This window comes from Pseudomonadota bacterium (genome assembly GCA_040752895.1).
Lineage (GTDB): Bacteria > Pseudomonadota > Alphaproteobacteria.
Window position 1 is genome coordinate 219,514 of the sequence record JBFMHN010000001.1, and the last position, 23,147, is coordinate 242,660.

Annotated in this window: 28 protein-coding genes and 2 tRNA genes; 19 read left to right on the plus strand and 11 right to left on the minus strand. The window is 61.2% G+C overall.

Annotated elements, in window-relative coordinates; all coding sequences use genetic code 11:
* The first annotated feature begins 2 nt into the window (after nucleotides 1-2).
* Nucleotides 3-710 (plus strand): energy transducer TonB, encoded by a 708-nt coding sequence (locus AB1781_01170; GenBank protein MEW5703189.1) that lies wholly within the window; start codon nucleotides 3-5, stop codon nucleotides 708-710.
* 3 nt (nucleotides 711-713) lie between these two features.
* Here AB1781_01170 and AB1781_01175 read toward each other — a convergent pair whose 3' ends face one another.
* From AB1781_01175 to AB1781_01200, 6 genes are all read right to left on the minus strand, one after another.
* Complete coding sequence (locus AB1781_01175; protein MEW5703190.1) at nucleotides 714-1,586, minus strand: NAD(P)-dependent oxidoreductase; 873 nt, start codon at nucleotides 1,584-1,586, stop codon at nucleotides 714-716.
* An 11-nt stretch (nucleotides 1,587-1,597) separates the two neighbouring features.
* Nucleotides 1,598-2,158, minus strand: coding sequence for an ACT domain-containing protein (locus AB1781_01180; protein MEW5703191.1), 561 nt, complete (start codon nucleotides 2,156-2,158; stop codon nucleotides 1,598-1,600).
* A 39-nt stretch (nucleotides 2,159-2,197) separates the two neighbouring features.
* A complete protein-coding gene (locus AB1781_01185; protein ID MEW5703192.1) occupies nucleotides 2,198-2,551 on the minus strand; it encodes a DUF952 domain-containing protein in 354 nt (117 codons plus the stop codon).
* 3 nt (nucleotides 2,552-2,554) lie between these two features.
* The gene (locus AB1781_01190) at nucleotides 2,555-3,250 is read right to left on the minus strand and encodes a glutathione S-transferase family protein (protein MEW5703193.1); all 696 of its coding nucleotides are present in this window, start codon (nucleotides 3,248-3,250) and stop codon (nucleotides 2,555-2,557) included.
* 127 nt (nucleotides 3,251-3,377) lie between these two features.
* Complete coding sequence (locus AB1781_01195) at nucleotides 3,378-4,127, minus strand: isoprenylcysteine carboxylmethyltransferase family protein (protein ID MEW5703194.1); 750 nt, start codon at nucleotides 4,125-4,127, stop codon at nucleotides 3,378-3,380.
* A gap of 24 nt (nucleotides 4,128-4,151) precedes the next feature.
* Nucleotides 4,152-5,558, minus strand: coding sequence for a VWA domain-containing protein (locus AB1781_01200; GenBank protein ID MEW5703195.1), 1,407 nt, complete (start codon nucleotides 5,556-5,558; stop codon nucleotides 4,152-4,154).
* 294 nt (nucleotides 5,559-5,852) lie between these two features.
* On the opposite strand from AB1781_01200, the gene AB1781_01205 reads away from it, so the two are divergent.
* The 9 genes from AB1781_01205 (at nucleotide 5,853) to AB1781_01245 (ending at nucleotide 14,520) form a co-directional block, all read left to right on the plus strand.
* On the plus strand, nucleotides 5,853-6,035 hold the full coding sequence (locus tag AB1781_01205) for a Flp family type IVb pilin (protein ID MEW5703196.1): 183 nt from the start codon (nucleotides 5,853-5,855) through the stop codon (nucleotides 6,033-6,035).
* A 128-nt stretch (nucleotides 6,036-6,163) separates the two neighbouring features.
* A complete protein-coding gene (locus AB1781_01210; GenBank protein MEW5703197.1) occupies nucleotides 6,164-6,664 on the plus strand; it encodes a prepilin peptidase in 501 nt (166 codons plus the stop codon).
* Between the two features lie 12 nt (nucleotides 6,665-6,676).
* Nucleotides 6,677-7,531, plus strand: coding sequence for a Flp pilus assembly protein CpaB (gene cpaB, locus AB1781_01215; GenBank protein ID MEW5703198.1), 855 nt, complete (start codon nucleotides 6,677-6,679; stop codon nucleotides 7,529-7,531).
* 12 nt (nucleotides 7,532-7,543) lie between these two features.
* Entirely contained in the window at nucleotides 7,544-8,983 is a 1,440-nt protein-coding gene (locus tag AB1781_01220) for a type II and III secretion system protein family protein (protein ID MEW5703199.1), read from the plus strand.
* Between the two features lie 9 nt (nucleotides 8,984-8,992).
* Nucleotides 8,993-9,640, plus strand: a complete 648-nt coding sequence (locus AB1781_01225; protein ID MEW5703200.1) for a CpaD family pilus assembly lipoprotein — start codon at nucleotides 8,993-8,995, stop codon at nucleotides 9,638-9,640.
* Nucleotides 9,621-10,838, plus strand: a complete 1,218-nt coding sequence (locus AB1781_01230; protein MEW5703201.1) for an AAA family ATPase — start codon at nucleotides 9,621-9,623, stop codon at nucleotides 10,836-10,838. Before AB1781_01225 ends, AB1781_01230 begins: the two co-directional genes overlap by 20 nt.
* Nucleotides 10,835-12,544 carry a CpaF family protein gene (locus AB1781_01235; protein MEW5703202.1) on the plus strand — a complete coding sequence of 570 codons (1,710 nt, stop codon included), beginning with the start codon at nucleotides 10,835-10,837 and terminating at the stop codon, nucleotides 12,542-12,544. Before AB1781_01230 ends, AB1781_01235 begins: the two co-directional genes overlap by 4 nt.
* Complete coding sequence (locus AB1781_01240) at nucleotides 12,544-13,542, plus strand: type II secretion system F family protein (protein ID MEW5703203.1); 999 nt, start codon at nucleotides 12,544-12,546, stop codon at nucleotides 13,540-13,542. The genes AB1781_01235 and AB1781_01240 overlap by 1 nt, the downstream gene beginning before the upstream one ends.
* Nucleotides 13,543-14,520: a type II secretion system F family protein gene (locus AB1781_01245; protein ID MEW5703204.1), complete on the plus strand. Its 978-nt coding sequence runs from the start codon at nucleotides 13,543-13,545 to the stop codon at nucleotides 14,518-14,520.
* Between the two features lie 20 nt (nucleotides 14,521-14,540).
* On the opposite strand, the gene AB1781_01250 is transcribed toward AB1781_01245, so the two are convergent.
* Nucleotides 14,541-15,404 (minus strand): tetratricopeptide repeat protein, encoded by an 864-nt coding sequence (locus tag AB1781_01250; protein ID MEW5703205.1) that lies wholly within the window; start codon nucleotides 15,402-15,404, stop codon nucleotides 14,541-14,543.
* A 48-nt stretch (nucleotides 15,405-15,452) separates the two neighbouring features.
* Here AB1781_01250 and AB1781_01255 point away from each other — a divergent pair, with 48 nt between their 5' ends.
* The 4 genes from AB1781_01255 to AB1781_01270 all read left to right on the plus strand — a co-directional run bounded on the left by AB1781_01255 (nucleotide 15,453) and on the right by AB1781_01270 (nucleotide 18,840).
* Complete coding sequence (locus AB1781_01255) at nucleotides 15,453-16,052, plus strand: TadE family protein (protein MEW5703206.1); 600 nt, start codon at nucleotides 15,453-15,455, stop codon at nucleotides 16,050-16,052.
* Entirely contained in the window at nucleotides 16,049-16,600 is a 552-nt protein-coding gene (locus AB1781_01260) for a TadE/TadG family type IV pilus assembly protein (GenBank protein MEW5703207.1), read from the plus strand. Before AB1781_01255 ends, AB1781_01260 begins: the two co-directional genes overlap by 4 nt.
* A 137-nt stretch (nucleotides 16,601-16,737) precedes the next feature.
* Complete coding sequence (locus AB1781_01265) at nucleotides 16,738-17,238, plus strand: hypothetical protein (GenBank protein MEW5703208.1); 501 nt, start codon at nucleotides 16,738-16,740, stop codon at nucleotides 17,236-17,238.
* A gap of 255 nt (nucleotides 17,239-17,493) precedes the next feature.
* Nucleotides 17,494-18,840 (plus strand): sodium:proton antiporter, encoded by a 1,347-nt coding sequence (locus tag AB1781_01270; GenBank protein ID MEW5703209.1) that lies wholly within the window; start codon nucleotides 17,494-17,496, stop codon nucleotides 18,838-18,840.
* Nucleotides 18,841-18,848: 8 nt separating this feature from the next.
* Here AB1781_01270 and AB1781_01275 read toward each other — a convergent pair whose 3' ends face one another.
* The gene (locus AB1781_01275; protein ID MEW5703210.1) at nucleotides 18,849-19,676 is read right to left on the minus strand and encodes a universal stress protein; all 828 of its coding nucleotides are present in this window, start codon (nucleotides 19,674-19,676) and stop codon (nucleotides 18,849-18,851) included.
* A 112-nt stretch (nucleotides 19,677-19,788) separates the two neighbouring features.
* Here AB1781_01275 and AB1781_01280 point away from each other — a divergent pair, with 112 nt between their 5' ends.
* The 5 genes from AB1781_01280 to AB1781_01300 all read left to right on the plus strand — a co-directional run bounded on the left by AB1781_01280 (nucleotide 19,789) and on the right by AB1781_01300 (nucleotide 21,187).
* A complete protein-coding gene (locus AB1781_01280; GenBank protein MEW5703211.1) occupies nucleotides 19,789-20,247 on the plus strand; it encodes a DUF192 domain-containing protein in 459 nt (152 codons plus the stop codon).
* A 46-nt stretch (nucleotides 20,248-20,293) separates the two neighbouring features.
* Nucleotides 20,294-20,370, plus strand: a tRNA-Pro gene (locus AB1781_01285).
* A gap of 31 nt (nucleotides 20,371-20,401) precedes the next feature.
* Complete coding sequence (locus AB1781_01290) at nucleotides 20,402-20,683, plus strand: ETC complex I subunit (protein ID MEW5703212.1); 282 nt, start codon at nucleotides 20,402-20,404, stop codon at nucleotides 20,681-20,683.
* 69 nt (nucleotides 20,684-20,752) lie between these two features.
* Nucleotides 20,753-20,829: transfer RNA gene (locus AB1781_01295), tRNA-Arg, on the plus strand.
* 145 nt (nucleotides 20,830-20,974) lie between these two features.
* On the plus strand, nucleotides 20,975-21,187 hold the full coding sequence (locus AB1781_01300) for a hypothetical protein (protein MEW5703213.1): 213 nt from the start codon (nucleotides 20,975-20,977) through the stop codon (nucleotides 21,185-21,187).
* Between the two features lie 18 nt (nucleotides 21,188-21,205).
* Here AB1781_01300 and AB1781_01305 read toward each other — a convergent pair whose 3' ends face one another.
* From AB1781_01305 to hisI, 3 genes are read right to left on the minus strand one after another with little or no spacing between them, the layout of a single operon-like run.
* Complete coding sequence (locus AB1781_01305; protein ID MEW5703214.1) at nucleotides 21,206-21,886, minus strand: DUF6134 family protein; 681 nt, start codon at nucleotides 21,884-21,886, stop codon at nucleotides 21,206-21,208.
* Complete coding sequence (gene modA / locus AB1781_01310) at nucleotides 21,879-22,682, minus strand: molybdate ABC transporter substrate-binding protein (GenBank protein ID MEW5703215.1); 804 nt, start codon at nucleotides 22,680-22,682, stop codon at nucleotides 21,879-21,881. Before modA ends, AB1781_01305 begins: the two co-directional genes overlap by 8 nt.
* Nucleotides 22,651-23,058 (minus strand): phosphoribosyl-AMP cyclohydrolase, encoded by a 408-nt coding sequence (gene hisI / locus AB1781_01315; GenBank protein ID MEW5703216.1) that lies wholly within the window; start codon nucleotides 23,056-23,058, stop codon nucleotides 22,651-22,653. The genes modA and hisI overlap by 32 nt, the downstream gene beginning before the upstream one ends.
* Between the last annotated feature and the right edge of the window lie 89 nt (nucleotides 23,059-23,147).

Here is a 23,147-nt window from a genome sequence, read left to right on the forward strand (position 1 = left end):
CGATGACGATCCCGCCGGTGCGCCTCGCCGCTTACGTCTTTTCGGCGGCTGTTCATGCCAGCATCGTCGGTGCTGCGCTGCTGGTGTCTGGCGATGCCCCGCCACGGATGACCGACGTGGCGGGATTCGAAGTCGAGGTCGTGGTCGAACTGCCTGGAGGGCTTTTGGAAAACGCTGCCGAGGACGCCTTCGATTCGGCGCCGTCGGAGGTGCGGGAAACTTCTCCGGACCGCGAAACAGAGGCAAAAGCGGAAGCGCACCCGCCTTTACGGGCGGCACCATCGGCAGCGCCGGCGCCTTCGGTCGAAGCGCCACTTTCGGAGCCGCCCGCCGAGGGCGAGCAGGGAGTCGAAACCGCGTCCTTGCCGGCGGAGTTCGTCCAGCCGGCCAGCGCGGCGGCGGCGAAACCGGCCGAGAAGGGGCCGAGCCTTGCCCCGAGGCCGCTTGCCAATCCGCGGCCCATCTATCCGAGGGAAGCGCGGCGGAGGGGCGTCGAGGGCCATGTATTGCTTCGTGTCGTAGTCGGCGAGAAGGGGATGAGCGAAGCCGTCACCCTGCTTGAGACGAGCGGCTATTCCGTCCTCGACGAGGCGGCGATCGCGGCCATCCGGAAATGGCGATTTGAGCCCGCCCGCCGCGGCGGCACGCCGATGACGGCAGCGATCGACGTTCCGGTCACTTTCCGGATCAACCGGGAAGAAGAAGAATAGGACTCAAGCGCTCCGCCGGAGGCGGGCGATCAAGCTAGACGTATCCCACCCTGCGCCGCCCATCTTGACGACGTCGGCGTAGAAACGGTCCACCAGCAGGGTGACGGGAAGCTCGGCCCCGATTTCCCTCGCCTCCTCGAAACAGATCGCCAAATCCTTCCGCATCCACTTTACGGCAAAGCCGAAATCGAACTCACCGGCCAGCATGGTACGGGCGCGGTTGTCCATCTGCCAGGATTGGGCGGCGCCCTTGGAGATGACCGCGGCCACTCTCTCCATGTCGAGACCGGCCCGATGGCCGAAATTCAAGCCTTCGGCGAGCGCTTCGAGAAGGCCAGCGGCGCATATCTGGTTCACCATTTTCGTCAATTGGCCGGTGCCGACGTCGCCCATGCGCTGGACGAAACGCGCGTAAGCCTCGATGACGGGTCTTGTGCGCTCGAAATCGGCTTCCGCGCCGCCGGCCATCACCGTGAGCTTGCCTTCCTTCGCCCCCGCCTCGCCGCCGGAAACCGGGGCGTCGAGAAAGCCGACCCCGCACGCCTTTCCCTTTTCGGCAAGCGCACGGGCGACCTTGGCCGAGGCGGTCGTGTGGTCCGCCAGGACGGCCCCTTTCCCCATGCCGGCGAAGGCGCCGCTTTCTCCAAGGACAACACTTCGCAGATCGTCGTCGTTGCCGACGCAGGTGAAGACGAAATCGGCGCCCTCGGCCGCCTGCTTGGGCGTCGTCGCCAGTTTTCCCGAATGCTTGGCGCACCAGCTTTCCGCCTTTGCCAAGGTGCGATTCACAACCGTCACGTCGTGGCCGGCGCGGGCCAGATGGCCCGCCATCGGAAACCCCATCACCCCAAGTCCGATGAAAGCAACCCGTGCCATGCCCTCGCCGTTCAGACTTTTTGCCAGTGGCAGGTGAGGCGCAGCTCCTCCGTCGTATTGACGACGGTTGCGATACAGGCTTCGGCGCGTTCTTCCGGAATCCAAACGGCGAAGCGGATCAAGTACTGAACGCCCTCGGCACGCGGAATTCTTTCAGCATTCAGGCCTATGATGTTCGCGTCGTACTGAACGAAAACCTCGGAAAGGCGTGCGATCAGGCCGGGGCTGTCGCCTCCGGTGACGCGGATGTAGTGGGTAAGTTTTCCGGACGGTCCATGCACAGCGGGAAGCTTGAAGGGGCTTACGGTGACTTTACCTTCACCGATCTCCGGCAATGCCTTTACCTCTTCCGCGATCGTTTCCGGCGTCACCGAATCGGGGATTTCGACGATGGCCGTAAACTCCGCCGCCCCGCCGAGGACGGCGAAGCTCGCGTCGCCCAGATTGGCGCCAAGCTCGAAGAGAAGGCCGGTAACCGCTGAAACCAGCCCCGTGCGGTCGGGGCAAAGGATGGAAACGAGGATGGTCTGCATCGTAAAAGCAAGCCGTTGCTGTGAAAGGGATCTCATCATGGGCGAAAAGCCGGGAGATGGGAAGGGATGGTGCCGGCCTCACGCCTCGGGCAACGAAGGAAAAACGTGGCGGCCCTCCTTATCCAATGGCAGGTCCAGCACCTCGACGACTGCCGCGACCGGCAAGGAGGCGTAGAGGTGGGGGAAGAGGCGCCCACTTCGCGAGGGCTCCCAGCGGAGCGCGTCGCCCACGGCGTCCACCCGCACGACGAGGAGCACGAGGTCTTTCTCGCCGGCGTGGTGGGTTGCCGTGCTTTCGGCGATTTGGGTGAGGTCGGAAAAATGAAGAAAGCCGTCGCGCCGGTCGTCCGCCGACCCGCCGTAGCTTCCTTCCGCCTTTGCCTTCACCCAAGCGGCGCGCGTGCAGGCGTGGAAGATATAGCGCGCTACCATCGGTTAGCAGGGGTACGCTTCGACGCTGCGCGCAAAGCCGCCGAAAAGGTCGAGCAGGCGTTCCCGCCACGCCCGGATGGGGTCGTCCTCGGCAAGCAGAACGAAAGGGCTTACGCTTCGCACCCATTGAAAGGCGCCGAACACGATGTAGTCAGCGTAGGCCGGGTGTTCGCCACACAGAAACAGCTCCTTCTCCAGGGTGTGGCGAAGAACGTCGAGACGCGCGTGCAAAGACTCCAGGCGTTTCTCGCGCGTCGCTTGAACATCCTCAAGCGGTTCGCCAAAGCGCTTCTCGCGGGACTGGCGGTAATAGTCGCGATCTTCCGGCCGGACGTGATCGAAGATGTCCTTGGCGAACATCGGGGAAAGTTCGGCCAGCAGGACGCGGTCCGTCCACGCGTTGATGAAAAGCGCTTCCCCCCGGGCGATCGAATTTCCGAAAAGGGGCGGGCGGTCGGGATAGGCTTCTTCAAGGTAGCAGGCGATGCGCCAGGAATCGAAGACGGTTTTTCCGCGATCCACGAGGACGGGCACGCGGTCCTGCCCGCTGAACGCGATCTTTTCCTTCTCCATGAAGCCGACCGGCACGATCTCGTCCGGCTCCAACCCCTTGTGGGCAAGCGCCATCCGCGTTCGCCAGCAGAAGGGGGAGAACCGGCGATCTTCAGCGCCCTGCAATTCATAAAGAACGCGTGACATTTTTTCTCCAAGGGTTGGCGGGTCCCACCCTAAGTCGCCGGTGGTAAAGGCGCAATCCTTGCGCTTTTACAAAAAAACCCCGCCCTTAGGGGGGGCAGGGTGAGGAGGGAACTTGCGATGGAAGGGGTCAATAAACCCCAGGGATCACCCGGGCCGTGCGGGCCTTGTAGGCTTCGTATTCGGGGAAAGTTTGCCCGAGGACGCTTTCCTCGTTCCGCATGCGCTGGATCTGAAGCGCGATATGAATCAACAGCAACAGAATGGCCAGGGGTGAAAAATAAATCACGATGGCGCCGATAACGGCGACTTCTTCAGCCAGGTAGAGCGGATGCCGAATGTGCGAATAAACGCCGTGCGTAACCAGTTCACGCGCTTCCGCCATGATACTGAACGAACGGCCAAGATAGCCGATGGCCACGACGGAAAAAGCGCTTCCAATCGCCACCAGGCCAAGGCCAAGAAGGCTTTGCCAAAGCGTTGCTTCCGGCGTCGGCAGGAGCACGATCGCCATCAGCAGAAAAGTGCCGGCCATGGCCGTAAGGCGTGGCTGAACGCCGGGCGCTTTCCGGATCGGCGGTTTGCGGATCAGAAACAATACGGCGATCAGCGACATAAAAAGCATCTTGCCAATCGTCGAGGCGGCTGCCGCAAAAATATGCACTTCCGCTTCCGTGGTTGCGAGGGGTTTTTCAAGCAGCCGAAGCAAGTCATGGCCTTCGGTCATGACAAGCAGCAGAAAATAGCCGGCGGGTAAAAAACCGCTAAGCTGGTTGAAAAGCGGGTGGTTCGTAACCCGCTGGAAAACAAGCTGCACCTGGCCGGCGGCCGATAAAAACGTATTCGTGAGTGGCGGGCTCGGGGTTTGAACTTCTTGCATGCCGGCTCCGTTCCGTTGCGGGGGTTATTTTGACAGCCGAAGTTCGGAAAGATGATTAGCGATCTCCTGGAACACCCGCTCAAGGGTCGCAGCATCCGGGGCATAGTGGTAGTAGGGGGCGCCCGGTCCGGAGGCGACGCTCTTCAGCAAAGCCTCTATCGTTCCGCCGCTGTTTGCGAATTGAATCGTATAGATGATGACGCCGCTTGCCTTGATGTTGTTGGCAAGTTGCAGAAGTCTTGGGTCCATTTGCGTCCCAGCGCCAGTGCCCAGGCCGAAGACCGCCTTGTAGCCGTCTCCCGAGCCGCCGGTATTCTCGCCATCCGTCAGCAGCACGATCGCCTGCTGGCGGGTGAATGTCGGGTTCGGGTCCGCTTGAGCGAAGGGTTCCCCCGGCATCAGCGCGCGCCACGCCCAGGCAAGCCCCGCCGGAATGTTTGTCACTCCCGTAGGCGCCGTCAGGGCGTTGATGGCGTTCAATACCCCGGTTTTTGCGTTCTGCATGGGTGTGATCCCGTGCGTCAGGCATGGCGTGCATTCCGAGAAAGAAACGGCGAGCGTGCAACGTGCGGAGCCCGGCACCGGCTCGCCTTCCGGGCCGACCGGCTGCCATCCGAACCATTGGACGCCGTTCTTCGTGACTTCATAGAGATCCGGATCCGCGTCGTCGAGCGCGTTGCCGTTGTGGAGGTAGCGTTGGTAGACGCAGCCTTTCCAGTCCGCCGGTGGGGGGGAAAAAAACGGTACCGGTGAATTGTTTGCGCGGTAAATCACCGACTGCGATACGCCGGTCAACGGATTCGTGAAAGGCGTCACCGGCGTCGTCGTGGTCAGCGCGGCGTTGTAGGCCTCGCCATTCCGCATGACGTTCACCTTTCCGTTCCATGGCACGAGACCGATCTTTAAAAGGGCCTTCGTTTCATCGGCGCCGAACAAGATGTTGACGAGCGCGGTTGCCGCGTTGCGCGCGGCCTGAATGCGCGTGCCGCCGCCTGTGGCGCTGCTCGTCATCGAACCGGACATGTCGATGGCAAGAACGACGTCCAGCATCTGGGTCTGGCGCGTCACCTCCGTCTCGGCCGACACGTTCAGCGTGTTAAAGCCAAAAATGTGCATGAAGGTCGTCGGAATCGTTGCCGCGGCGCTTAAGGTGATTACCTCGTTGTTGGCGTCGATCGCAAAATTTGGCCCGGTGACGGCGGCGCCGAGATAGCCGGGGGGGAAATTCGCGTTGAAGTACATTTGGATGTCGGCGTCTCGGTTAGCCGAGAACATGACCCGGCCGCCGGCCAGAGCCGCAGCATCCAGCGCCCGCGAAAGCCTGGCCTTCACGAGAAAGCCACGCGCCGCGTCGGTCGCGATGCCCAGAAAGCCGAGGGTCGGAAAGATGGCGGCCGCCAGGAAGATTGCGATGACCCCGCGGCGGTCCACTCCGAAAAGATGGCAACCCCGCTTCAGCCTTTGCCAACACGCCCGCATCGCCGGAACCTCAAGCAAATAATATGGCTGCACTTTAGGCATAAGCTATTAATGGAATCTTAAATCGCTAGGTATCTGTCGATATAATAAATATAAAATTTTATAATATTTTTATTTAAAAGTATTTATAAGTTTTATTTATTTTAAATAAAACGCCATTACTATTTAATTCTATTATTTTTACTTTCGGTTAATGAATTTATCTTATAAAAATACGCATCGCTCTCAAAAAGGAGGAAAAGAGCAATGGGTACGTTACTCAAACTTCTAAAGGATGAATCCGGCGCCACCGCGATCGAGTACGGCCTGATCGCCGCGCTCGTGTCGGTCGCCGCGATCGGCGCTCTGACCGCGATGGGCGGTTCCCTGAACTCGATGTTCACGGCCGTTTCCACCGCGCTCAACAACGCCATTTCACCGCCCGCATAAGGCGCGCGGCTGTTTAGGGCATTGGAGGCGGGGATGCAGATGGCGATTCGGATCTGCCGCGGCGTTGCGATGGGGATTTTCCCCTGTCCCCGACCTCCGTTCCCTTTCCGGCTTGGGAGGGCTTCGAGATGCTTTCGATGATCTTTCTCGATCAGGTAACGGTCATTGCGTTTCTGGGGCTGCTCACCTGGGCGGCGATCAGCGACTTTTACAGTTACCTTATTCCGAACCGCGTTTCCGTGGCGGCGGCCATTCTATTTTGCGCGCATGTCTTGGCGGCACTGCCGACGATCGATTGGATCGGCGCGTTACTCACCGGCGGGACGGTGTTCCTGGTCGGTGCCGCCATGTTTGCCTTTCGGCTGATTGGCGGCGGCGACGTCAAGCTGTTGTCGGCCGCCGCGCTGTGGGCCGGGCCGGAGCAGATTATCGATTTCCTTCTTGTCACGGCGCTGGCCGGCGGCCTGATCTCGCTCGCCATGATGACGGCGCTTCGTCTCTATCGGCCGGGGCCGGTGGAAGCCGCCGTGTCCTCGCCGCGTTTTTCGATGCGCAAGCAATACATTCCTTACGGCGTCGCAATTGCAACCGGTGGCTTCTACGTCGGCTTGCGTCTGCTGGCAGGGTAGGGGCAACGTCCGATGGCAAATGTTTTTGGTTTCCTAAACGTGCGCACCTTCGTCTTAATCCTGCTTGCAATCGCCCTTTCGGTTGGAACGGCGCTTTTCGCGCGGGGTTGGATGCATGCCGAGCGCGCGGCCCTCGCCGCTCAGCCGCAAGGCGAGCCAAAATCAGCCGCTCTGGAAATTCTGATCGTAGCGGAAGACATGCCGGCCGGCTCTTTCGTCAAGCCGAACCATCTGCGTTGGCAACCTTGGCCAGAGAAAAATCTCCTGCCAGTCTACATTGTCAGGGAAAATGGCGCGCTTGAGAATTTCATCGACACGGTCGTTCGCAGCGGAATCACGGCTGGTGAACCGATAACGGAAGGACGCATCGTCCGTCCCGGCGATCGGGGATTTCTAGCCGCGGTGCTTTCGCCTGGCATGCGGGCCGTCACGGTGCCGATCAACGCGACTTCCGGTATCGCAGGCTTCATCTTTCCGGGCGATCGGGTGGATCTAATTCTGACCCACGCCATCCGGCTGGATAAAGAAGAAAACGGCCCGCTGAAGCGGGCCAGCGAGACCGTGCTTCGCGATATCCGCGTGTTGGCCGTCGATCAGAAGACGGACGATCAAAACAGCGAAGTGAAAATCGCGCAAACCACGACCCTTGAAGTCACAACGAAACAGGCGGAAATGATCGCCATGCTGACGGAAATGGGAAAGCTTTCTTTAAGTCTTCGAAGCCTGGCGGAAGAAGAAGAACCGGACGCCAACAAGCGCAGGCGCCGTACCTATACATGGGACAGCGAGGTCAGCCCCCTCATCAACGGAATAACGACGGCCGTCACGGTTACGCGAGGGTCGGAACAAAAAGAAATTCGGTTTTGAGGTGATGCCGCGATGATGCGCACCGTTCTCGCCACTTTTGTCGGGTTTCTCATCTTTGCGGCGACGCCATCGGCGTTGCCGGTCTTTGCGTCTGTTCACGCCGAATTTGTTCCGGCGATGGATCAACCGGTCGAGCTTGAAATAAATGAAGGACAGCTCGTCCGTTTGCAGACAAACGCGGCCTCCGTCTTCATTGCAAACCCCGACATTGCCGATATCCAGGTGAAGTCACCCCGGATCGTATATCTGTTCGGGAAGAAAACGGGCGAGACGACACTCTATGCCGTGGACGATCGCGGCAATTTGCTCATCAATTCGAAAGTTCACGTCAGTCACAGCCTCGAGCGTTTGCGCCGCGCCGTGCACGATCTTTTACCGGGTAGCCCGGTGCAAGTGGTGTCCGTGGACGGCGCTCTTGTCGTGAGCGGCGAGGTGAGTTCGCCGCTGGAGGCGGAGGAGCTGCGTCGCCTCGCGGCGCGCTTCGTCAAGGAAGACGGCGAGCTCATCAACCGTCTCCATGTAACGGGGCCGAATCAAGTCAACCTTCGGGTCCGTGTTACGGAAGTTCAGCGCGAGGTTATGAAGGAATTCGGCATCAACTGGGACATCATGGGCGCCGGCGGTGACCTTGCCTTCGGAATTGCGACCGGCAGCCCGATCGCCACCGGCGGGGCTTCGCTTATCGGTAACGCCTTGGCGAGGGCCCAGACCTTTGGGCTGCGGCAGAATGCGACGAACAGCCTGTTCGGCGCCATTTCCTCGGGCGGGCTCGACCTAAACGCGCTGATCGACGCGCTGGAGGAAGAAGGGCTGATCACGATACTTGCCGAACCGAATCTCACCGCCGTCACCGGCGAGACAGCAAGTTTTCTAGCCGGCGGCGAATTTCCCATTCTGGTGCCGCAAAATCAGAACACGATTACGATCGAGTTCAAGAAATTCGGCGTCAGCCTCGCATTTACACCGACCATTCTCGATAATTCCAGGATCAGTCTTCGTGTCCGGCCCGAGGTCAGCCAGCTTTCGGAGAACGGCGCCGTCGTATTCAATAACGTCAGCGTGCCGGCGTTGACGACGCGGCGGGCGGAAACGACGGTCGAACTCGCCAGCGGCCAGACTTTCGCGATCGCCGGTTTGCTGCAGAACAATCTGCAAAGCTCTGTCAGCAAGTTCCCGGGTCTTGGCGACATTCCAATATTGGGCAGTCTCTTTCGTTCGACGCGTTTTCTCCGGAACGAGACGGAACTTGCCATCATCGTGACGCCTTACCTCGTCCGGCCGGTGTCCAGCGGGCAGGTATTGGGGGCGACGGATGGGCTTGCGATGCCGTCCGATTTCGAGCGCATCTTCGAAGGCAGACTCTTCGAAGAGCGCCCGCCGGAAAAAGGCGACATCGTTTCCAAGCCGGAGAAACCGCGCCTTGTCGGTCCGGCCGGCTTCTCGCTCGATTAGGAGAGGAAAATGCACCCAATTCGAAAAGCCGTGCTGGCAATTCCTCTTTTGGCGGTGGGCGCTTGCGCCACCGCTTCGGAGCGGGACTTTGCGGTTGGCGAGACGCCGAAGCGACTTGAGGTCGAGTGGTCCCGGAAAACGCATCTCGCCACCTTCGAGCTACGCGAGGCGGCGCTGCCCGAAACCGCGAAGGCGGAACTCGCCGGTTTCGTGCGGCAGAATTATGCCGGACCGGACGATCGCATCCTCGTCAACCCTGGTGTGGCGTTGGAGGAACGGCGCGATCTCTTGGAGGCGCGGGGGAGGGCTGTCCAGAACTTTCTGGCTGATTTGGGGTACGCCTCGAACGTGGTGTCTTCGAACGCCGGGGTTGAAGGCACCGTCATCGTGGCGGTCGAGCGTTACGCCGTGCGGCTCCCGGATTGTCCGGACCGGCGCCGGGCGCCGCCGCTGACGAACGCCGTCTCAAGCAATTATGGTTGCGCGAACGTGGTCAATCTTGGGCAGATGATTGCCGACCCGCGGGATCTCGTAACCGGTCGCGACCTTGGCCCGATGGACGGTATCTATGCCGCCTCGGGGGTCGAGCGCTACCGGAAGGGCGAGATCAAGGAACTGAAAACGGAAGAGACGACGGATGAAAACGGCGGCCAGTAACACGGTGAGAAAACCCGTTGCGGATCCGACGGTCGAGCCTTTTCTCGGCTTCGTGTCCGACGAGATGACCCACGAGACGCTCGCCCTTTTGGCAAAGCACGAGAAGTGGTCCGGTCAACGGGTTTTTCAGGGCGGGATCGTGGCGGCGATCGAGAGTCTGGCTTCGCGGCCCTCGCCCAAGCTGCTAATCGTGGACCTCTCTGGGTCGGATCAGCCGCTGGCGGATATCCATCGCTTAGCTGAGGTCTGCGAGGTCGGAACGGCGGTTGTCGCGCTCGGTATGACGAACGACGTTCCCCTGTTCCGCTCGCTCCTGGAGGCGGGCGTCGCCGACTATCTGGTCAAGCCGGTTACCTTCGAAACGTTTCAAAACACGATTAAAAATCTTTCTGGAAAGAAAACCGAAACCGAAGAGGGAGCCCCAGGCCGTCTCGTCACCATCGTTGGCGCGCGCGGCGGCGTCGGGGCCAGCACGCTTGCCGTCAGCACGGCATGGCTGATCGCCCACGAACAGAAGCGGCGGGTAGCGCTTGTTGATGTCGACCTTCAATTCGGCACCGTCTCCTTGGCGCTGGATATCGAACCGAGCCGCGGGTTTCGCGAGGCGCTTGAAAATCCGGAGCGCGTGGACGATCTCTTCGTGGCCAGCGTTCTCGTGCACGAAAGCGAGAACCTTTATGTTCTCGGCGCGGAGGAGGCTTTGGACGAAGATCTTGCCTTCGATCCGCAGGGGCTTCACCAGATGGTTCGAGAGCTCCGGCGCAATTTCGAGTGCATCGTCCTCGATCTGCCAAGAGTGCATGTGCTTCGCTATCTAGAAGTGCTTGCCGAATCCGCCGTTATCACGGTGGTCACGGACTTTTCCCTCGCCAGCATGCGGGATACGGTGCGGCTTCGCGCGTTGATCCGCGGCGTAGCACCGCGGGCGAAGCTCTCGATCGTCGTCAATCGAACGCGACCGGAAGACGGAAGCGATGTGCCGAAGCGGGCCTTCGAAGAGGCGATCGAGGCTCCGGTTGACGCGATCATCCCATACGACCGCAAGGCGGTTGCGCTTGCCAACCGTTCGGGCAAGCCGTTGTCCGCCGTCCTCACCGGTAGCCAGGTTGCCAAGGCATACCGCAAACTGAGCAGAACCCTGTCGGGGATAGAACCTATGGAGGCGGCTTCTTCCTTCGTGAAGCTGTTGAAGCGATGAAACCGCGCGCCTTTGGCAGGCGAGGGCTGGCAACGGTTCATCCTCTGGCTCCGGGCGGTGCGCCCGCGACCAGTGCGGAACGCGGCCGCGTCACCGTCGTTTCCATGACGGCGAAGGAAAAAACCGGCGGCGACGTCGTCGAATCCTTTTCTCAGCAAGCCGAAGTCAACCTTGAAGAAGCGTTCCTCCGTTTAAGGCCAACCGTGCGAAAACAGTTGGCGGAGATGGCAAGGCAGGGGGCAACGCGCGGCGCTCTTGCCAAAAATGTCGAGAAAATCGTTCAGGAATCCAAAAAGACGGACGAAGAAAAAACGCTCGTCGAACGCGACCTTGTCACGCTCCTTCTGAATGATCTGATTTCCTTCGTCGGCGTTTCCACCTCCGGTTCCCCGGGCCAAAGGGGCGAGGGGGGGCAGACGCGGGAGGGTCCGCCGGCGCCCGCCTCGAGCCGCTCGAAAGTTGAAGAGGCGAATTTGCGGGTGCGCCCCATCCTGCTGGATCGCCTTGACGTGGCCGCCGCCGCCGAGCTTTCGCGGGAAGAGCTTGCGAAGCAAATCGCAGGCGTGCTCGGCGAAATCCTGCAAGCGCTGGATATTCGCCTGAACCAGCTCGAACAGCGCGACCTCGTGACCTCTCTCGTCAACGACATGATGGGGCTCGGCCCGCTGGAAAAACTGCTGGCCGATGAAAGCGTCACCGACATCATGGTGAACGGCCCGGATCAGGTCTTCGTGGAACGTCGCGGCAAGCTTGAACTCACGGACGTCGTCTTCCAGAACGCGGCGCATCTTATGAACATCGCGACACGGATCGTCACACGCGTCGGCCGACGGATTGACGAAACGACCCCTCTCGTGGATGCCCGTCTCGAAGACGGCAGCCGCGTCAACGTCATCGTTCCGCCGCTAGCGATAGACGGCGGTTCGATTTCAATCCGTAAGTTTGCGCGAAACCGATTGACCGTTGACGCGATGGTCGCTCAAAAGAATCTGTCCGCGGCAATGGCGACGGTTTTGAAAATTGCCTCGCGTTCGCGGCTGAATATCCTGATTTCCGGCGGAACGGGATCGGGGAAAACGACTCTCTTGAACGCGCTCTCCGCGACGATAGATCCCGGCGAGCGGATCGTCACGATCGAGGACGCCGCAGAATTGCAGCTTCAGCAGCCGCACGTGGTTCGCTTGGAGACGCGTCCTTCCAATCTGGAAGGCGCCGGTGAAATCACGATGCGCGATCTTGTTCGAAACGCGCTCCGCATGCGGCCGGACCGTATCATCCTCGGCGAAATTCGCGGGGCAGAGGCCCTCGATATGCTACAAGCGATGAACACCGGTCACGAAGGTTCCATGTGCACGGTTCACGCGAATCGCCCGCGCGAAGCGCTGACCCGTATCGAAAACATGGTCGCCATGGGCAACGTGAATTTACCGGCGCGTGCAGTGCGCAATCAAATTGTCGAGGCGGTCGATCTCGTCATCCAGGTTAGCCGGATGCGTGACGGCGTGCGTCGCATCGTCAGCATCATGGAAGTCGTTGGTATGGAGGGGGAGGTCGTCACGACTCAGGAATTGTTTCGCTTCGACTTCGAAGGGGAAGGGGACGACGGGTTCCTGCGCGGCGAATTCCGTTCGACGGGCACGCGTCCGCACTTCCTTCCCCGGGCCGAAGTATTCGGCCTTGGGCGGGCTCTGATGGAGGCGGTGTGATGAATACGGTGCCCGCCAGCGACGAATTCTTGATGTTGGTGGTGCTGTTTGGGGTTGGCGGCGCGCTTATGGTGATCCTTCTGGCGATCGCCGGGATTCGCACCCAGCGCCGGCTGGAACGCCGGATCCAGAAGATCAACCGACGCACCGAGACGAAACCGGGCAACGTTCCGAAACCCGGTCTCCGGCGGGCGCGCACCTATAGCTCGATCGGTACGCTCGACCGGCTGCTTCGGCGCTGGCTTCCCAACCCCGCCGTGCTGCAACTCCGGCTCGAACGCACGGGCAAGCCACTTGTCGTCGGGGAATACGTCCTCGTCTGCCTCGTGCTGATCGTCGGCATTTCCCTGCTGGCGGCGAAGCTGTTCGGATTTCCTTTCTTGCTTGCGGTTTCGGTGGGCATTCTCGCCGGCGCCGCACTGCCCCACCTCGCCGTTGGCCGGCTGATCGCCAAGCGGAAGGATCGTTTCACGGCCCTTTTTCCGGAAGCGATTGATCTCATCGTGCGCGGCTTGAAGTCCGGTATGCCGGTTTCCGATTCGATTGCGACGGTCGGCCGCGAGATGGCCGAGCCGGTGGGAAGCGAATTTTGCCGCATCGACGAGCATATGCGGATGGGGCAGAACATGGATGAGACCTTGCAAGGCGCCGCCCGGCGGATCGATACGGCCGAATTCAAGTTCTTCGTCATCAGCCTTGCCGTGCAGCGGGAAACCGGCGGCAACCTGACGGAGACGCTGGAAAATCTCTCCGACATACTTCGCCGCCGCCGACAGATGAAATTAAAGGTGCGGGCCATGTCGTCCGAGGCAAGGGCCAGCGCCTACATCATCGGTTCGCTGCCTTTTCTGATGTTTGGGATTCTTTACCTGATGAATCCCGACTATGCGACGAAGCTGTTTACAGACCCCCGCGGGAAATTTCTACTGGGCGCCGGCCTCGTCAGCATGGGGGTCGGCATCACCGTCATGATGAAAATGGTGAGGTTTCGAATCTAGATGCCGTTCGATCCGAAATCCTTGGGCATGGCACCGGAGGACATCGTCGCCATTCTGGCCGCCGCCGCCGCCCTGGTCAGCGTCCTCGCCGTTTGGGTCGGGCTGATCGCCCGCGACCCGATGGCGCTGCGCGCCCGCGGACTGCTCGCCCGTCGCGACGAGTTGCGCGCGGGGTTTCTGGCGGCACCCCGCCGGCAGCATAGACGGGAACTCGGCCTTGGCCTGATGCGCAAAGTCGTGGCCCGGCTCAACCTCATGCGCTCGAACCAGGTGGATCGGGTCACGCAACGGTTGGCCCAGGCCGGCTGGCGCCGCCGCGATGCCCTGACCGTCTATTTGTTCATGAAAGCGGTTTTGCCGATCGTTCTCGGGGCGGTCGCGCTTTTTCTGATCTACGGGCTCAAGATCTTGGGTTCCGCCAGCCCGATGCTGAATCTTTTCTTTGCGCTGGCTGCCGTTCTGGCGGGGGCCTATGCGCCGGAAATTTTCGTGCAAAATCAGATCCGTCGGCGACGGCAGCAGATTCGTCTCGGCCTTCCGGACGGTCTCGATCTCATGGTCATCTGTGCCGAGGCGGGCCTGAGCCTGGACGCCATGCTGGAACGCGTCGCGCGCGAGCTTTCGCTTTCCTGGCCCGAGCTTGCCGAAGAAATAGGCCTGACGGCCGTCGAGCTTGGTTTTCTGCCGGAGCGGAAGCAGGCAATGGAAAATCTATCCGCACGCATCGAGATGACGGAGGTTCGCGCGCTGACGAACACGTTTGCCCAGACCGAACGCTACGGGAGCCCGCTTTCCCAATCCTTGCGTGTGCTGGCGAAGGAGTTGCGGACCGAGCGGTTGACGCGGGCGGAAGAAAAAGCGGCGCGGTTGCCGGCCATTCTTACCGTTCCGATGATCACGTTCATTCTGCCGGCGCTGTTTATCGTCCTGATCGGGCCGGCGATCCTCAAGGTCATCGATGGGTTGGGGGGCTTATAAAGATGGCCGCGCGGTCGCCTTCAATCATGGGCTCCCTTCGCGGCCGCACTTTCGCCGGTCGGCTGGCCGGTCATGACGGCGTTTACCCTGGCCGTCTCCGAAAGGGTCCGCAGGTGGCGATAATAGGCGAGGTTGCTTTGAACCGCGCCCTCCTTGAGGTCGATCCGTCCGACCTTCGCCGCCGCCTCGAAATCGCCGGCAAGACCATAGGCAAGGGCGAGGTTCTGTCGTTCCCGCGGACTTGCCGCCGAGTCGACGGCGACTTCCTGCAAAAGGCGAATGGCTTCTTTGTGTTTTCCGTTCAAGGCCAGCGAAAGCCCAAGGTTGTTACGGACGGAAAGGTTTTCAGGAGTCATGGACAGCGCCTTCCGGTAATTGGCTTGGGCGCGCGCGTGGTCACCCAGGCGATCGAGGGCGACGCCCATGCCATTGAGGGTGGCGGCATCTTCGCCTTGCCGTTCGGAGACTTGCCGGAATTCCTCGTAGGCCGCTTGCGGCTCGCTGAGCGCGAGCAGCGTGTAAGCAAGCTCGCGGCGGGCGTTTGCGTTTTCCGGTTCCAGGGCGAGGGCCGTGCGCAGGGCCGTGGCGGCGTCGCGCTTGGCGCCCATCGCGCTCAGGGTGAAGCCGAGTTCGACCAGGGGCTCCGCGCGCTTCGGGTCGAGCAGGTGGGCGCGCTGGTAGAGACCGACGGCCGAAGCGAGATCGCCGCCCGCCCGGGTGCGCGCCGCGACCCGAAGCAGGGTATCCACCGTCGCCGTTTCCGCGTCCGGCGAGGCGGGGCGGTTGCCATCCGCCGCGCATCCCCCGGCCAGCAAGAACAGGCCGAAAAGCCCGCAACCGGCGGCCCGACGAAAGGACGGCCAAAAAAGTTTTATCCAAGGCATGCCGGGGAAAAGCCTAGTGCGACTTCCCTTGCCGAAAGGTAAACGCCGATGCGGGAAGCGATCAAAAACATCTGGAATATCGGCAAATTGCTTCGCAGCGAGGGTGGTGTAACCGCGATCGAATTCGCCTTTGCGATGCCGATTGTGGCGGTGGCGCTGATCGGCCTTATCGAGTTCGCCATGATCATGTTCGTCACCACGCTGATGGAAGGGGGGCTGCGTGAGGCCGCCCGTTTCGGGATCACCGGCTTCGCGCCGGCGGGTGTTAGCCGCGAGCAACGTATCCTCGATATTCTGGCCGACCGTACGCTCGGCCTAGTGGACGTGAACCAGGCCGAGATCACGACCTTGATCTACCCGGCCTTCGACGATATCGGAAAGCCCGAGCCCTATACGGACGATTCGCCCGCCAACGGCAGCTACGACGCCGGCGAAGCCTTCGTGGACATCAACGGCAACGGCCAGTGGGACGCCGACATGGCGGCGGCGGGGGCTGGCGGGCCCGGGGATATCGTCGTTTACCGGATTACCTACGATTGGGAGATGCTGACCGGCCTCCTCGATAACTTTATCGGTCAGGGCGGTGCGATCCGGCTGACGGCCAGCATCGCCGTTCAGAACGAACCCTTCGAGGTGGCTGGGCCATGATGAAATGCTTCCTGCACCGCTTCCGGCGCGATCACCGGGGATCGCTCCTCGTCGAGACGGCCTTCGTCATGCCGCTTCTGGTCGTCATGATTTTGGCCGGCGTCGAGCTTACCCGCTATATGCTGTTGCAGCAGAAACTGGATGCCGTCGCTGTCACGGTGGCTGATCTCGTGGCGCAGCGCAAAGAAATCTCGGCGGCGACCGTCGATCGGATATTCCAGGCGACCAATCACGTCATCACCCCCTTCACGTTTGGGGCGAACGGCGCCGTCGTCGTGACATCGGTCAGCGCAAACGGCGGCGGGCCGGTCGTGGATTGGCAGCGCATCGGCGGCGGCACGTTTTCGGTTGCCAGCGCCATCGGAACTCCGGGAAGCGCGGCGACGCTTCCGGCGGGCTTTTTGGTCCGGAACGGGGAGAACGCGATCGTCGCCGAGGTGTTCTACAATTATTCACCCCTGCTGCGGACGGATTTCCTGACGAACCTGCAGATGTATCACCGATCCTTCTTCCGGCCGCGTTTTGGCTCCCTGAGCATGCTGCAATGATTTGCCTCCGGCCGTCTAACGCTTGACCGCGGCTATTATGGGCAAGGCCCGCTTCCGGCGGGCTTAACGGCCTGTTTAGATTTTTCCTCAATCCTATGTAGGGAATATCCTCGGAAGTGGGGGGTAGCGGTTTCGCTATGGGTTTTGCCGTTCAATCCGTTTTCGACGTGGCGCTTTGGTTCCTCGACCGGGCAAGGGCCGAGGACGGCTACCTGCCGCCCCAGAAATTGCAACGGCTTCTTTTCCTCGCCCAGTCGCATTACGCGCTCGAACGGGATGGGGAGAACCTGATGCCTGCCGTGTTCGTGACGGGCCTGCACGGGCCCATGGAGCCAAACGTCGTCCGCGCCTTCGAGCACGGCCGCCCGAACGTTCTGCCATGCGAGATGGCGGAAGAAACGGACGAATTCCTTTACGGCGTCTGGCGCCGCTTCGCCCATTTGAACGTGGAGCATCTGAACCAGCTCGTCGCCGGTATTTCCGGGTGCGATCAAGTTCTTGTCGCAGGCGAGGGAAGTGAAATTCCGATGCAGACGATTTATCGGACGCTGAGAGGGAAAAAACCGATACGCCTTGGCGTTCACAACGGAAAACCGATCCGCAGGTGGGTTCCCGGCGTGAAACCGGCTACGCAATGAATTGCCCCCGCCGTCGAAGTCGGAAAAGCCGCTGGAATCACGCAACGACGGCCGCCCTTTTCCGGCTCTCCTCAAATCGTTATAGTCCGGTACCGTTCCTGGCTGCGATCGTGGAATTCCGGGGCGAGATAGGATGAAGTGGTGCGGACGCCCTGGAATCGAAAAAATATTCTGCTTTTTCCGGGATGGGTTGCCAGCCTCCTCGCGCTTCTTTGGACGGCAGGGGCCGCGGCAAGCCCGGTCGAGGGCCCGCTTCTGGACAAGGCGCCCGGCTTTGACGGGGCGACGCTTGGCCTTGTCTGGGCCATTCCCTTCATCGGCATTCTGCTTTCGATCGCCATCTTTCCGCTCATCCTGCCGCGCCTCTGGCATCATCACTTCGGCAAGGTAAGCGCGTTCTGGGCGCTCGCCTTTCTGGGGCCGCTTACCTTCAACTATGGGTTGGAAATCGCCGTTCACGAGGTCGCCCATACCTTTCTGCTGGAATATTTTCCCTTTATCATCCTGCTGCTGGCGCTTTTCACGGCGGCTGGCGGCGTGCGGCTGCGCGGCAGCCTGGCGGGTTCGCCCGCCGTGAACACGGGCCTTCTTGCCTTCGGCACGATGATCGCAAGCTGGATGGGAACGACCGGCGCCGCGATGCTCTTGATCCGCCCGCTCCTTCGGGCGAACGAATGGCGGAAATACCGGGTCCACACGGTTGTCTTCTTCATCTTTCTGGTGGCGAACATCGGCGGGTCCTTGACGCCGCTTGGCGATCCGCCGCTCTTTCTGGGCTTTCTGAAGGGCGTCCATTTCTTCTGGCCGACGACGCATCTCTTCCTGCCGATGCTGCTGACGGCGGGCGTGCTGCTCGTCGTCTACTTCCTGGTGGACAGCTACTTCTACCAGCGTGAACCGAGCGCCAAAGTCACGCCCGAGCACGAGCGCCTTCGCATCGAAGGCTGGGTCAACATCCTTTGCATCGCCGGTGTCGTCGGCGCCGTCCTTCTGAGCGGAATCTGGCGTTCCGGCATCGCCTTCGAGATTCTCGGCACGCCGGTTGCGCTCGAAGGGCTCATTCGCGACGCGCTGCTGCTTGGCATCACCTTGCTTTCCTGGCTGCTGACGGACAGGAAAAGCCGCGAGGCAAACGGCTTCACCTGGTTCCCCATTGTCGAGGTAGCGAAACTTTTCGCCGCCATTTTCCTTACTATCATTCCAGCTATTGCCATTTTGAAGGCGGGCACCTCCGGCGCGTTCGGTCCGCTCATCGCTCTCGTCAGCACGCCGGAAGGCCCCAACAACCCGGCCTATTTCTGGATGACGGGGACATTGTCGAGCTTCCTCGACAACGCGCCCACCTACCTCGTCTTCTTCAATACGGCGGGGGGGGATGCCGATTTCCTGATGAACGCGGGGGCGGCGACGCTGCTCGCCATTTCTGCCGGTGCGGTTTTCATGGGGGCGAACACCTATATCGGAAACGCGCCGAACTTCATGGTGCGCGCCATCGCCGAAGACAGCGGCGTCAAGATGCCGAGCTTCTTCGGCTATATGCTGTGGTCGGGGGTTTTTCTGCTGCCGCTTTTCGTCGTCGTCACGTACGTCTTTTTTCTGTAACGGCCCCTTTAGTGGGACAAAAGCAACGGCACGCGCGTATGGGTCAGCGCGTGGTGGGTGACGCCGCCCAGCAAAAGCTCGCGCAGGCGTGATTTCCCGTAAGCCCCCATCACGACGAGATCGCAATCGAGATCTATGGCCGTCTGGCAGATGATCTTGCCCGTCTGGCTGTCGTCGGCCAGGTCCGAGCGCGTCTCGACTTTCACCCCATGGCGGGCGAGACGTCTCGCGACGGCGGCCCCGGGCACGTAGTCGTGGTCCGGCGGGTCCACCGTCAGCACGGTGACGCTTTCGGCAGTTTTCAGGAAGGGAAGCGCGTAACCGACGGCGCGGCCACTCTCAGGCGAGGTCTTCCAGGCGACCAGAATGCGCTTGCCGATGGTCTTGGGCGCATTCTCATAGGGCACGACGAAAACCGGACAACCCGCCAGCATCGGCAGGTGGTCCGGCAAGTGGAGCCGGAGCTTGTCCTCGAAACTTTGAGTGGGGGACTGGCTGATGATGGCGAGGTCCGCGAAGGGCGCGTACTGTACCAGCAGCTTGAGATGGATACCCCTCTCCGTGAAACACTCGGCCGATACACGATTTGCCTTGCAGTGATCCAGAAATTCCCTCTCGATGCACTTGGCTTCCTTGTGGTGGATTTCCGTCTCTTCGGCGAGGAAGCCAAGTGCGGCTCCCCGGCCGGTGACGGCGTTTGGCATATGGGCGGGCTCTTCCGTGCAGAGGCCGACGAGATGGGCCTCGAAACGCTCGGCCAGCCGGACGGCCGTTTCGATTCGCGCCTGGCGCTTCGGATCGTTGGCAAGGTGCACGAGGATGGTCTTGAAGGGCATATCGGATTTCCGTTTTTTTCGTGGCCCCCTTCCGGCGCGCGGTTTCCCGAAGGGCAGGAGGAAGGCTAACCTTACGTTCGGTCTATTGCAATTCGACAAACGGGGGGCGAGGTTGCCGGCGTTAACCCTGCTTCTGCTTCTCCTCGTCTTTGGCGGCGTTTTTCCGGTCGCCGCCGGAGAGCTTGCGCGCGAGCCCCTTATGCTCGTTACCGAAAGCGGCCGCCACGCCTTCGCGGTCGAGCTTGCCGATACGCCGGCCCGCCGCGAGCTTGGCCTTATGCACCGGCGGGAACTCGACCCCGATCACGGCATGCTGTTCGATTTCGGAAGGCCCCGGCCGGGCGTGGCCATGTGGATGAAAAATACCTACGTATCCCTCGATATGTTCTTCCTGGGCCCGCAGGGCGAGGTGCTGAAGATCGCGACCTCTACGACGCCGGGTTCGCTGACGCCGATTGCCGCCCCCCGCCCGGTCCGTGCCGTGCTGGAATTGCTGGCTGGCACCGCCAAGCGGACGGGTGCCAGGGTCGGCGACCGGGTGGAACACGGTATTTTCGAGAGGGAAGAATAGGGCCGCTTGCCGCTGGCCGCCGAATGCGTATAGTTCCCTTCGCTTACGGGGTGTAGCGCAGTCTGGTAGCGCACCTGCTTTGGGAGCAGGGGGTCGGGAGTTCGAATCTCCCCACCCCGACCACGCGAAAGAGAGAGGCTGCGAAAGGGAAAACATGGCAAGGGTCCGCATCTACAAGCCGGCGAAAACGGCGATGCAATCGGGGCTCGCCCAGACGAAAACATGGGTGCTGGCCTTCGAGCCGGAAACGCCCCGCGAAACGGAACCGCTCATGGGCTGGACGAGTTCCCGCGACACCCGCGCCCAGGTGGCGCTTCGTTTCCCGACCAAGGCGGCGGCCATCCAGTATGCTGAAAAGCACGAACACGCTTACCGGGTGTTCGAATCGCAGGCAAGCCGGCCGCGCCCCAAGAGCTACGCCGCGAACTTCAGATAACTCAAGCGCCTCACCGACATTTCCGGAATACCTACCGCGGCGCTATAGTGCCGATGGGAAATGGGTTTTGCGCCCTTAGCTCAGTGGATTAGAGCAACGGCCTTCTAAGCCGTAGGTCCCAGGTTCGAATCCTGGAGGGCGCGCCAACCCCCTTCGCATACGCCGTTATGCCGCCTTCCGGACGGCGTTAATCCTAAATTTAGGCAAGGAGGCCATAGTGTAGGCAAGGCGTCGCCGACGCCTTGCCTTCGAACGGCGCGAACGGCCAAACGTCGCGGACAGGATTGAGGGATGGAATATTTTCTCGAATATCTGAGCGTGAAGACCAGCGTCTACCTTTTTGCCGGCGCGTTGATTGCCGAGGCGCAGGCGGTTTTCTTCCTGTTCGCCGCCCTGTCGAAAGCCGCTTACAACAATCCGCGCCTGTGGATGCTGTTTTTCGGTTCGAACAGCGCCGTCGTCCTCGTGCTTTTGCTTGCCATGGTGGTGGCTCCGGTCGAGTGATTCCCCGCAACGGACGCTTTACTGCAAGGCGAAAGTGACCGGCGTGTTTTGCTTCGAAGGAAACGTGGCGAGGACCACGATTCCGTCGGCGCCGTACCAGAGCTTGCCGAGCACCGGCTTTCCCTTCCGCATCTGGGTCACCTCGTAGGTCCGCGCCAGGGTGGTGCCGCGGCCCGTCCTCACTTGCTCCTCGCCCAGGTATCGGACTTTGACTTCCTTCAGACGGCCCTTGAGGGGGCTGAAAATCCGATCGCCGTGGAGCGCCTTTTCGCACCAGACGGCTTGCGAAAGCAGCGGGGCTTCCACCTCCGCCATCTCGCCGTTCGTGCGCGTCTTGAAGCCGTGGCCGTTCGGCTCGACCGTTACATCGTACCGGCGGCCGTTGTCGGTGGTCTTTCCCTCGAAGCGACGGAGGGCGTCCGCCTCCCAAATCTCCTTCGATTGATGGCGGTAGTCGAGGACGGGTATCAAAAGAAACCGCGCCTTTGCCTTGATCAGCGTTTCGACCCGCGTGCGCGTGCCCTCGTGGTGAAAATCGATCCATATGCCGCCGATCGGGTCCTTTTCGTTGAAGACCTGGTAATGCAGCGGCGCTTGGGGGAGCGTGCAGGCCAAGGCAGGGGAAGGTGCCAGGGAAAGGCCGGCCCAGGCGAGCAGGAAAAGCGGCAAGCCTTTGCGGAAAGGGCCTCGCTTAGTCATCGCGGAAACCGAAAGTTTTGAAGATTTCCCGCACTTCCGGTTCGCGGAGGAAGCGGTAGAAATTCGTCACAGTCGGTTCTTCGCGCGTACCCACGGGCAAGACATGGTAGCGGATCGGCGCATGCATGGTTTCCGGAATGGTGGCAATTACCTTGACCTGGGTGCTGATGAGCGCGTCCATAGCATAGACGATACCGACGTCCGCTTCGCCCCGCTCGACCTGGGTTAACGCGTCCCGGGCGTCGCGTGCAAAAAGGAAATTCGGCGTCAGCTTTTCCCACAGGCCCAGTTGGCTTAGCGCTTCCTTCGCGTAAGCACCCGCCGGTACGGTCGCCGGATCGCCGATCGCGATGACGCGCCCGGCAAGGTTCCGCGTGATGTGCAATCCAAGCGGGATGCCAAGCGTGATCGGGCTGTTTTTCCTGGCAATAAAGACAAGGCCGCTGCCCCGGATGGCCGTCGCCTCGCCGGTTGTCCGGATGCCTCGGGTGGCAAGCGCCTCCTCCCATTGCGGCTGGTCAGTGATCAACGCATCGACCGGGGCTCCTTCCGCAATGCGTTTTTCGAGTTCGGTGATGGGGGCGAAGGTGATGATGACGGAGCCCAACCCCTTCGCCGCGAAGCGGTCGGAAACGACCTGAAGCACGTTCGTAAGACTGGTTGGCGCGTAAACGGTGACGGGCGTGGTCACCGTCTTGGCGAGGGAGGGGAACGCCCCGCCCATGGCCGCCAGGGCCAGAAGAAGGACAAGCCACCGGCGCGTCCTAGTCTTTGTAAAGTTCCTTCGGATCGACAAGGACGTCTTCCACGGTTTCGAGTTTGTCGCCGCGCCAGGCGCGGAAGAAGCAGCGCCGCCGCCCAGTGTGGCAAGCCACCCCTTTCTGATCGACGGTCAGTAACACAGCATCCCCGTCGCAATCGAGATGTAAATCCACCAGTTCCTGTGTCTGCCCGGAACTTTCCCCCTTCCGCCAGAGCTTTCTCCGCGAACGGGACCAGTAATGCACATGGCCGGTCGTAAGCGTCTTTTCAATCGCCTCCCGGTTCATCCAGGCCGTCATCAGGACCTCTTGCGTGCCGACCTGCTGGGCGATCGCGGGCACCAGGCCCTTCTCGTCGAAGACGATCGCTTCCAGAAGCTTCGGCAGGGCGGCGGCGGATGGTTTCGGCACCTTAAAAGGTCTCCAGGACCGGGTCTTTGGTCGGGTTTTCAGAGAGCCCCGATTTAGCCTTTGAGCCATGCGCCAAGGGAAAGGCCATG

Excerpts from the sequence above, each read along its gene's own strand:
- AB1781_01265 (MEW5703208.1), top strand. The coding sequence starts at position 16,738 with ATGGGTTTTGCCGTTCAATCCGTTTTCGACGTGGCGCTTTGGTTCCTC.
- AB1781_01255 (MEW5703206.1), top strand. The coding sequence starts at position 15,453 with ATGCGGGAAGCGATCAAAAACATCTGGAATATCGGCAAATTGCTTCGC.
- AB1781_01225 (MEW5703200.1), top strand. The coding sequence starts at position 8,993 with ATGCACCCAATTCGAAAAGCCGTGCTGGCAATTCCTCTTTTGGCGGTG.
- AB1781_01185 (MEW5703192.1), bottom strand. The coding sequence starts at position 2,551 with ATGGTAGCGCGCTATATCTTCCACGCCTGCACGCGCGCCGCTTGGGTG.
- AB1781_01210 (MEW5703197.1), top strand. The coding sequence starts at position 6,164 with ATGCTTTCGATGATCTTTCTCGATCAGGTAACGGTCATTGCGTTTCTG.
- AB1781_01290 (MEW5703212.1), top strand. The coding sequence starts at position 20,402 with ATGGCAAGGGTCCGCATCTACAAGCCGGCGAAAACGGCGATGCAATCG.
- AB1781_01235 (MEW5703202.1), top strand. The coding sequence starts at position 10,835 with ATGAAACCGCGCGCCTTTGGCAGGCGAGGGCTGGCAACGGTTCATCCT.
- AB1781_01230 (MEW5703201.1), top strand. The coding sequence starts at position 9,621 with ATGAAAACGGCGGCCAGTAACACGGTGAGAAAACCCGTTGCGGATCCG.
- AB1781_01190 (MEW5703193.1), bottom strand. The coding sequence starts at position 3,250 with ATGTCACGCGTTCTTTATGAATTGCAGGGCGCTGAAGATCGCCGGTTC.
- AB1781_01250 (MEW5703205.1), bottom strand. The coding sequence starts at position 15,404 with ATGCCTTGGATAAAACTTTTTTGGCCGTCCTTTCGTCGGGCCGCCGGT.
- AB1781_01170 (MEW5703189.1), top strand. The coding sequence starts at position 3 with ATGACGATCCCGCCGGTGCGCCTCGCCGCTTACGTCTTTTCGGCGGCT.
- AB1781_01220 (MEW5703199.1), top strand. The coding sequence starts at position 7,544 with ATGATGCGCACCGTTCTCGCCACTTTTGTCGGGTTTCTCATCTTTGCG.
- AB1781_01245 (MEW5703204.1), top strand. The coding sequence starts at position 13,543 with ATGCCGTTCGATCCGAAATCCTTGGGCATGGCACCGGAGGACATCGTC.
- AB1781_01180 (MEW5703191.1), bottom strand. The coding sequence starts at position 2,158 with ATGATGAGATCCCTTTCACAGCAACGGCTTGCTTTTACGATGCAGACC.
- AB1781_01300 (MEW5703213.1), top strand. The coding sequence starts at position 20,975 with ATGGAATATTTTCTCGAATATCTGAGCGTGAAGACCAGCGTCTACCTT.
- AB1781_01195 (MEW5703194.1), bottom strand. The coding sequence starts at position 4,127 with ATGCAAGAAGTTCAAACCCCGAGCCCGCCACTCACGAATACGTTTTTA.
- cpaB (MEW5703198.1), top strand. The coding sequence starts at position 6,677 with ATGGCAAATGTTTTTGGTTTCCTAAACGTGCGCACCTTCGTCTTAATC.
- AB1781_01305 (MEW5703214.1), bottom strand. The coding sequence starts at position 21,886 with ATGACTAAGCGAGGCCCTTTCCGCAAAGGCTTGCCGCTTTTCCTGCTC.
- AB1781_01205 (MEW5703196.1), top strand. The coding sequence starts at position 5,853 with ATGGGTACGTTACTCAAACTTCTAAAGGATGAATCCGGCGCCACCGCG.
- AB1781_01175 (MEW5703190.1), bottom strand. The coding sequence starts at position 1,586 with ATGGCACGGGTTGCTTTCATCGGACTTGGGGTGATGGGGTTTCCGATG.
- AB1781_01260 (MEW5703207.1), top strand. The coding sequence starts at position 16,049 with ATGATGAAATGCTTCCTGCACCGCTTCCGGCGCGATCACCGGGGATCG.
- AB1781_01275 (MEW5703210.1), bottom strand. The coding sequence starts at position 19,676 with ATGCCCTTCAAGACCATCCTCGTGCACCTTGCCAACGATCCGAAGCGC.
- AB1781_01240 (MEW5703203.1), top strand. The coding sequence starts at position 12,544 with ATGAATACGGTGCCCGCCAGCGACGAATTCTTGATGTTGGTGGTGCTG.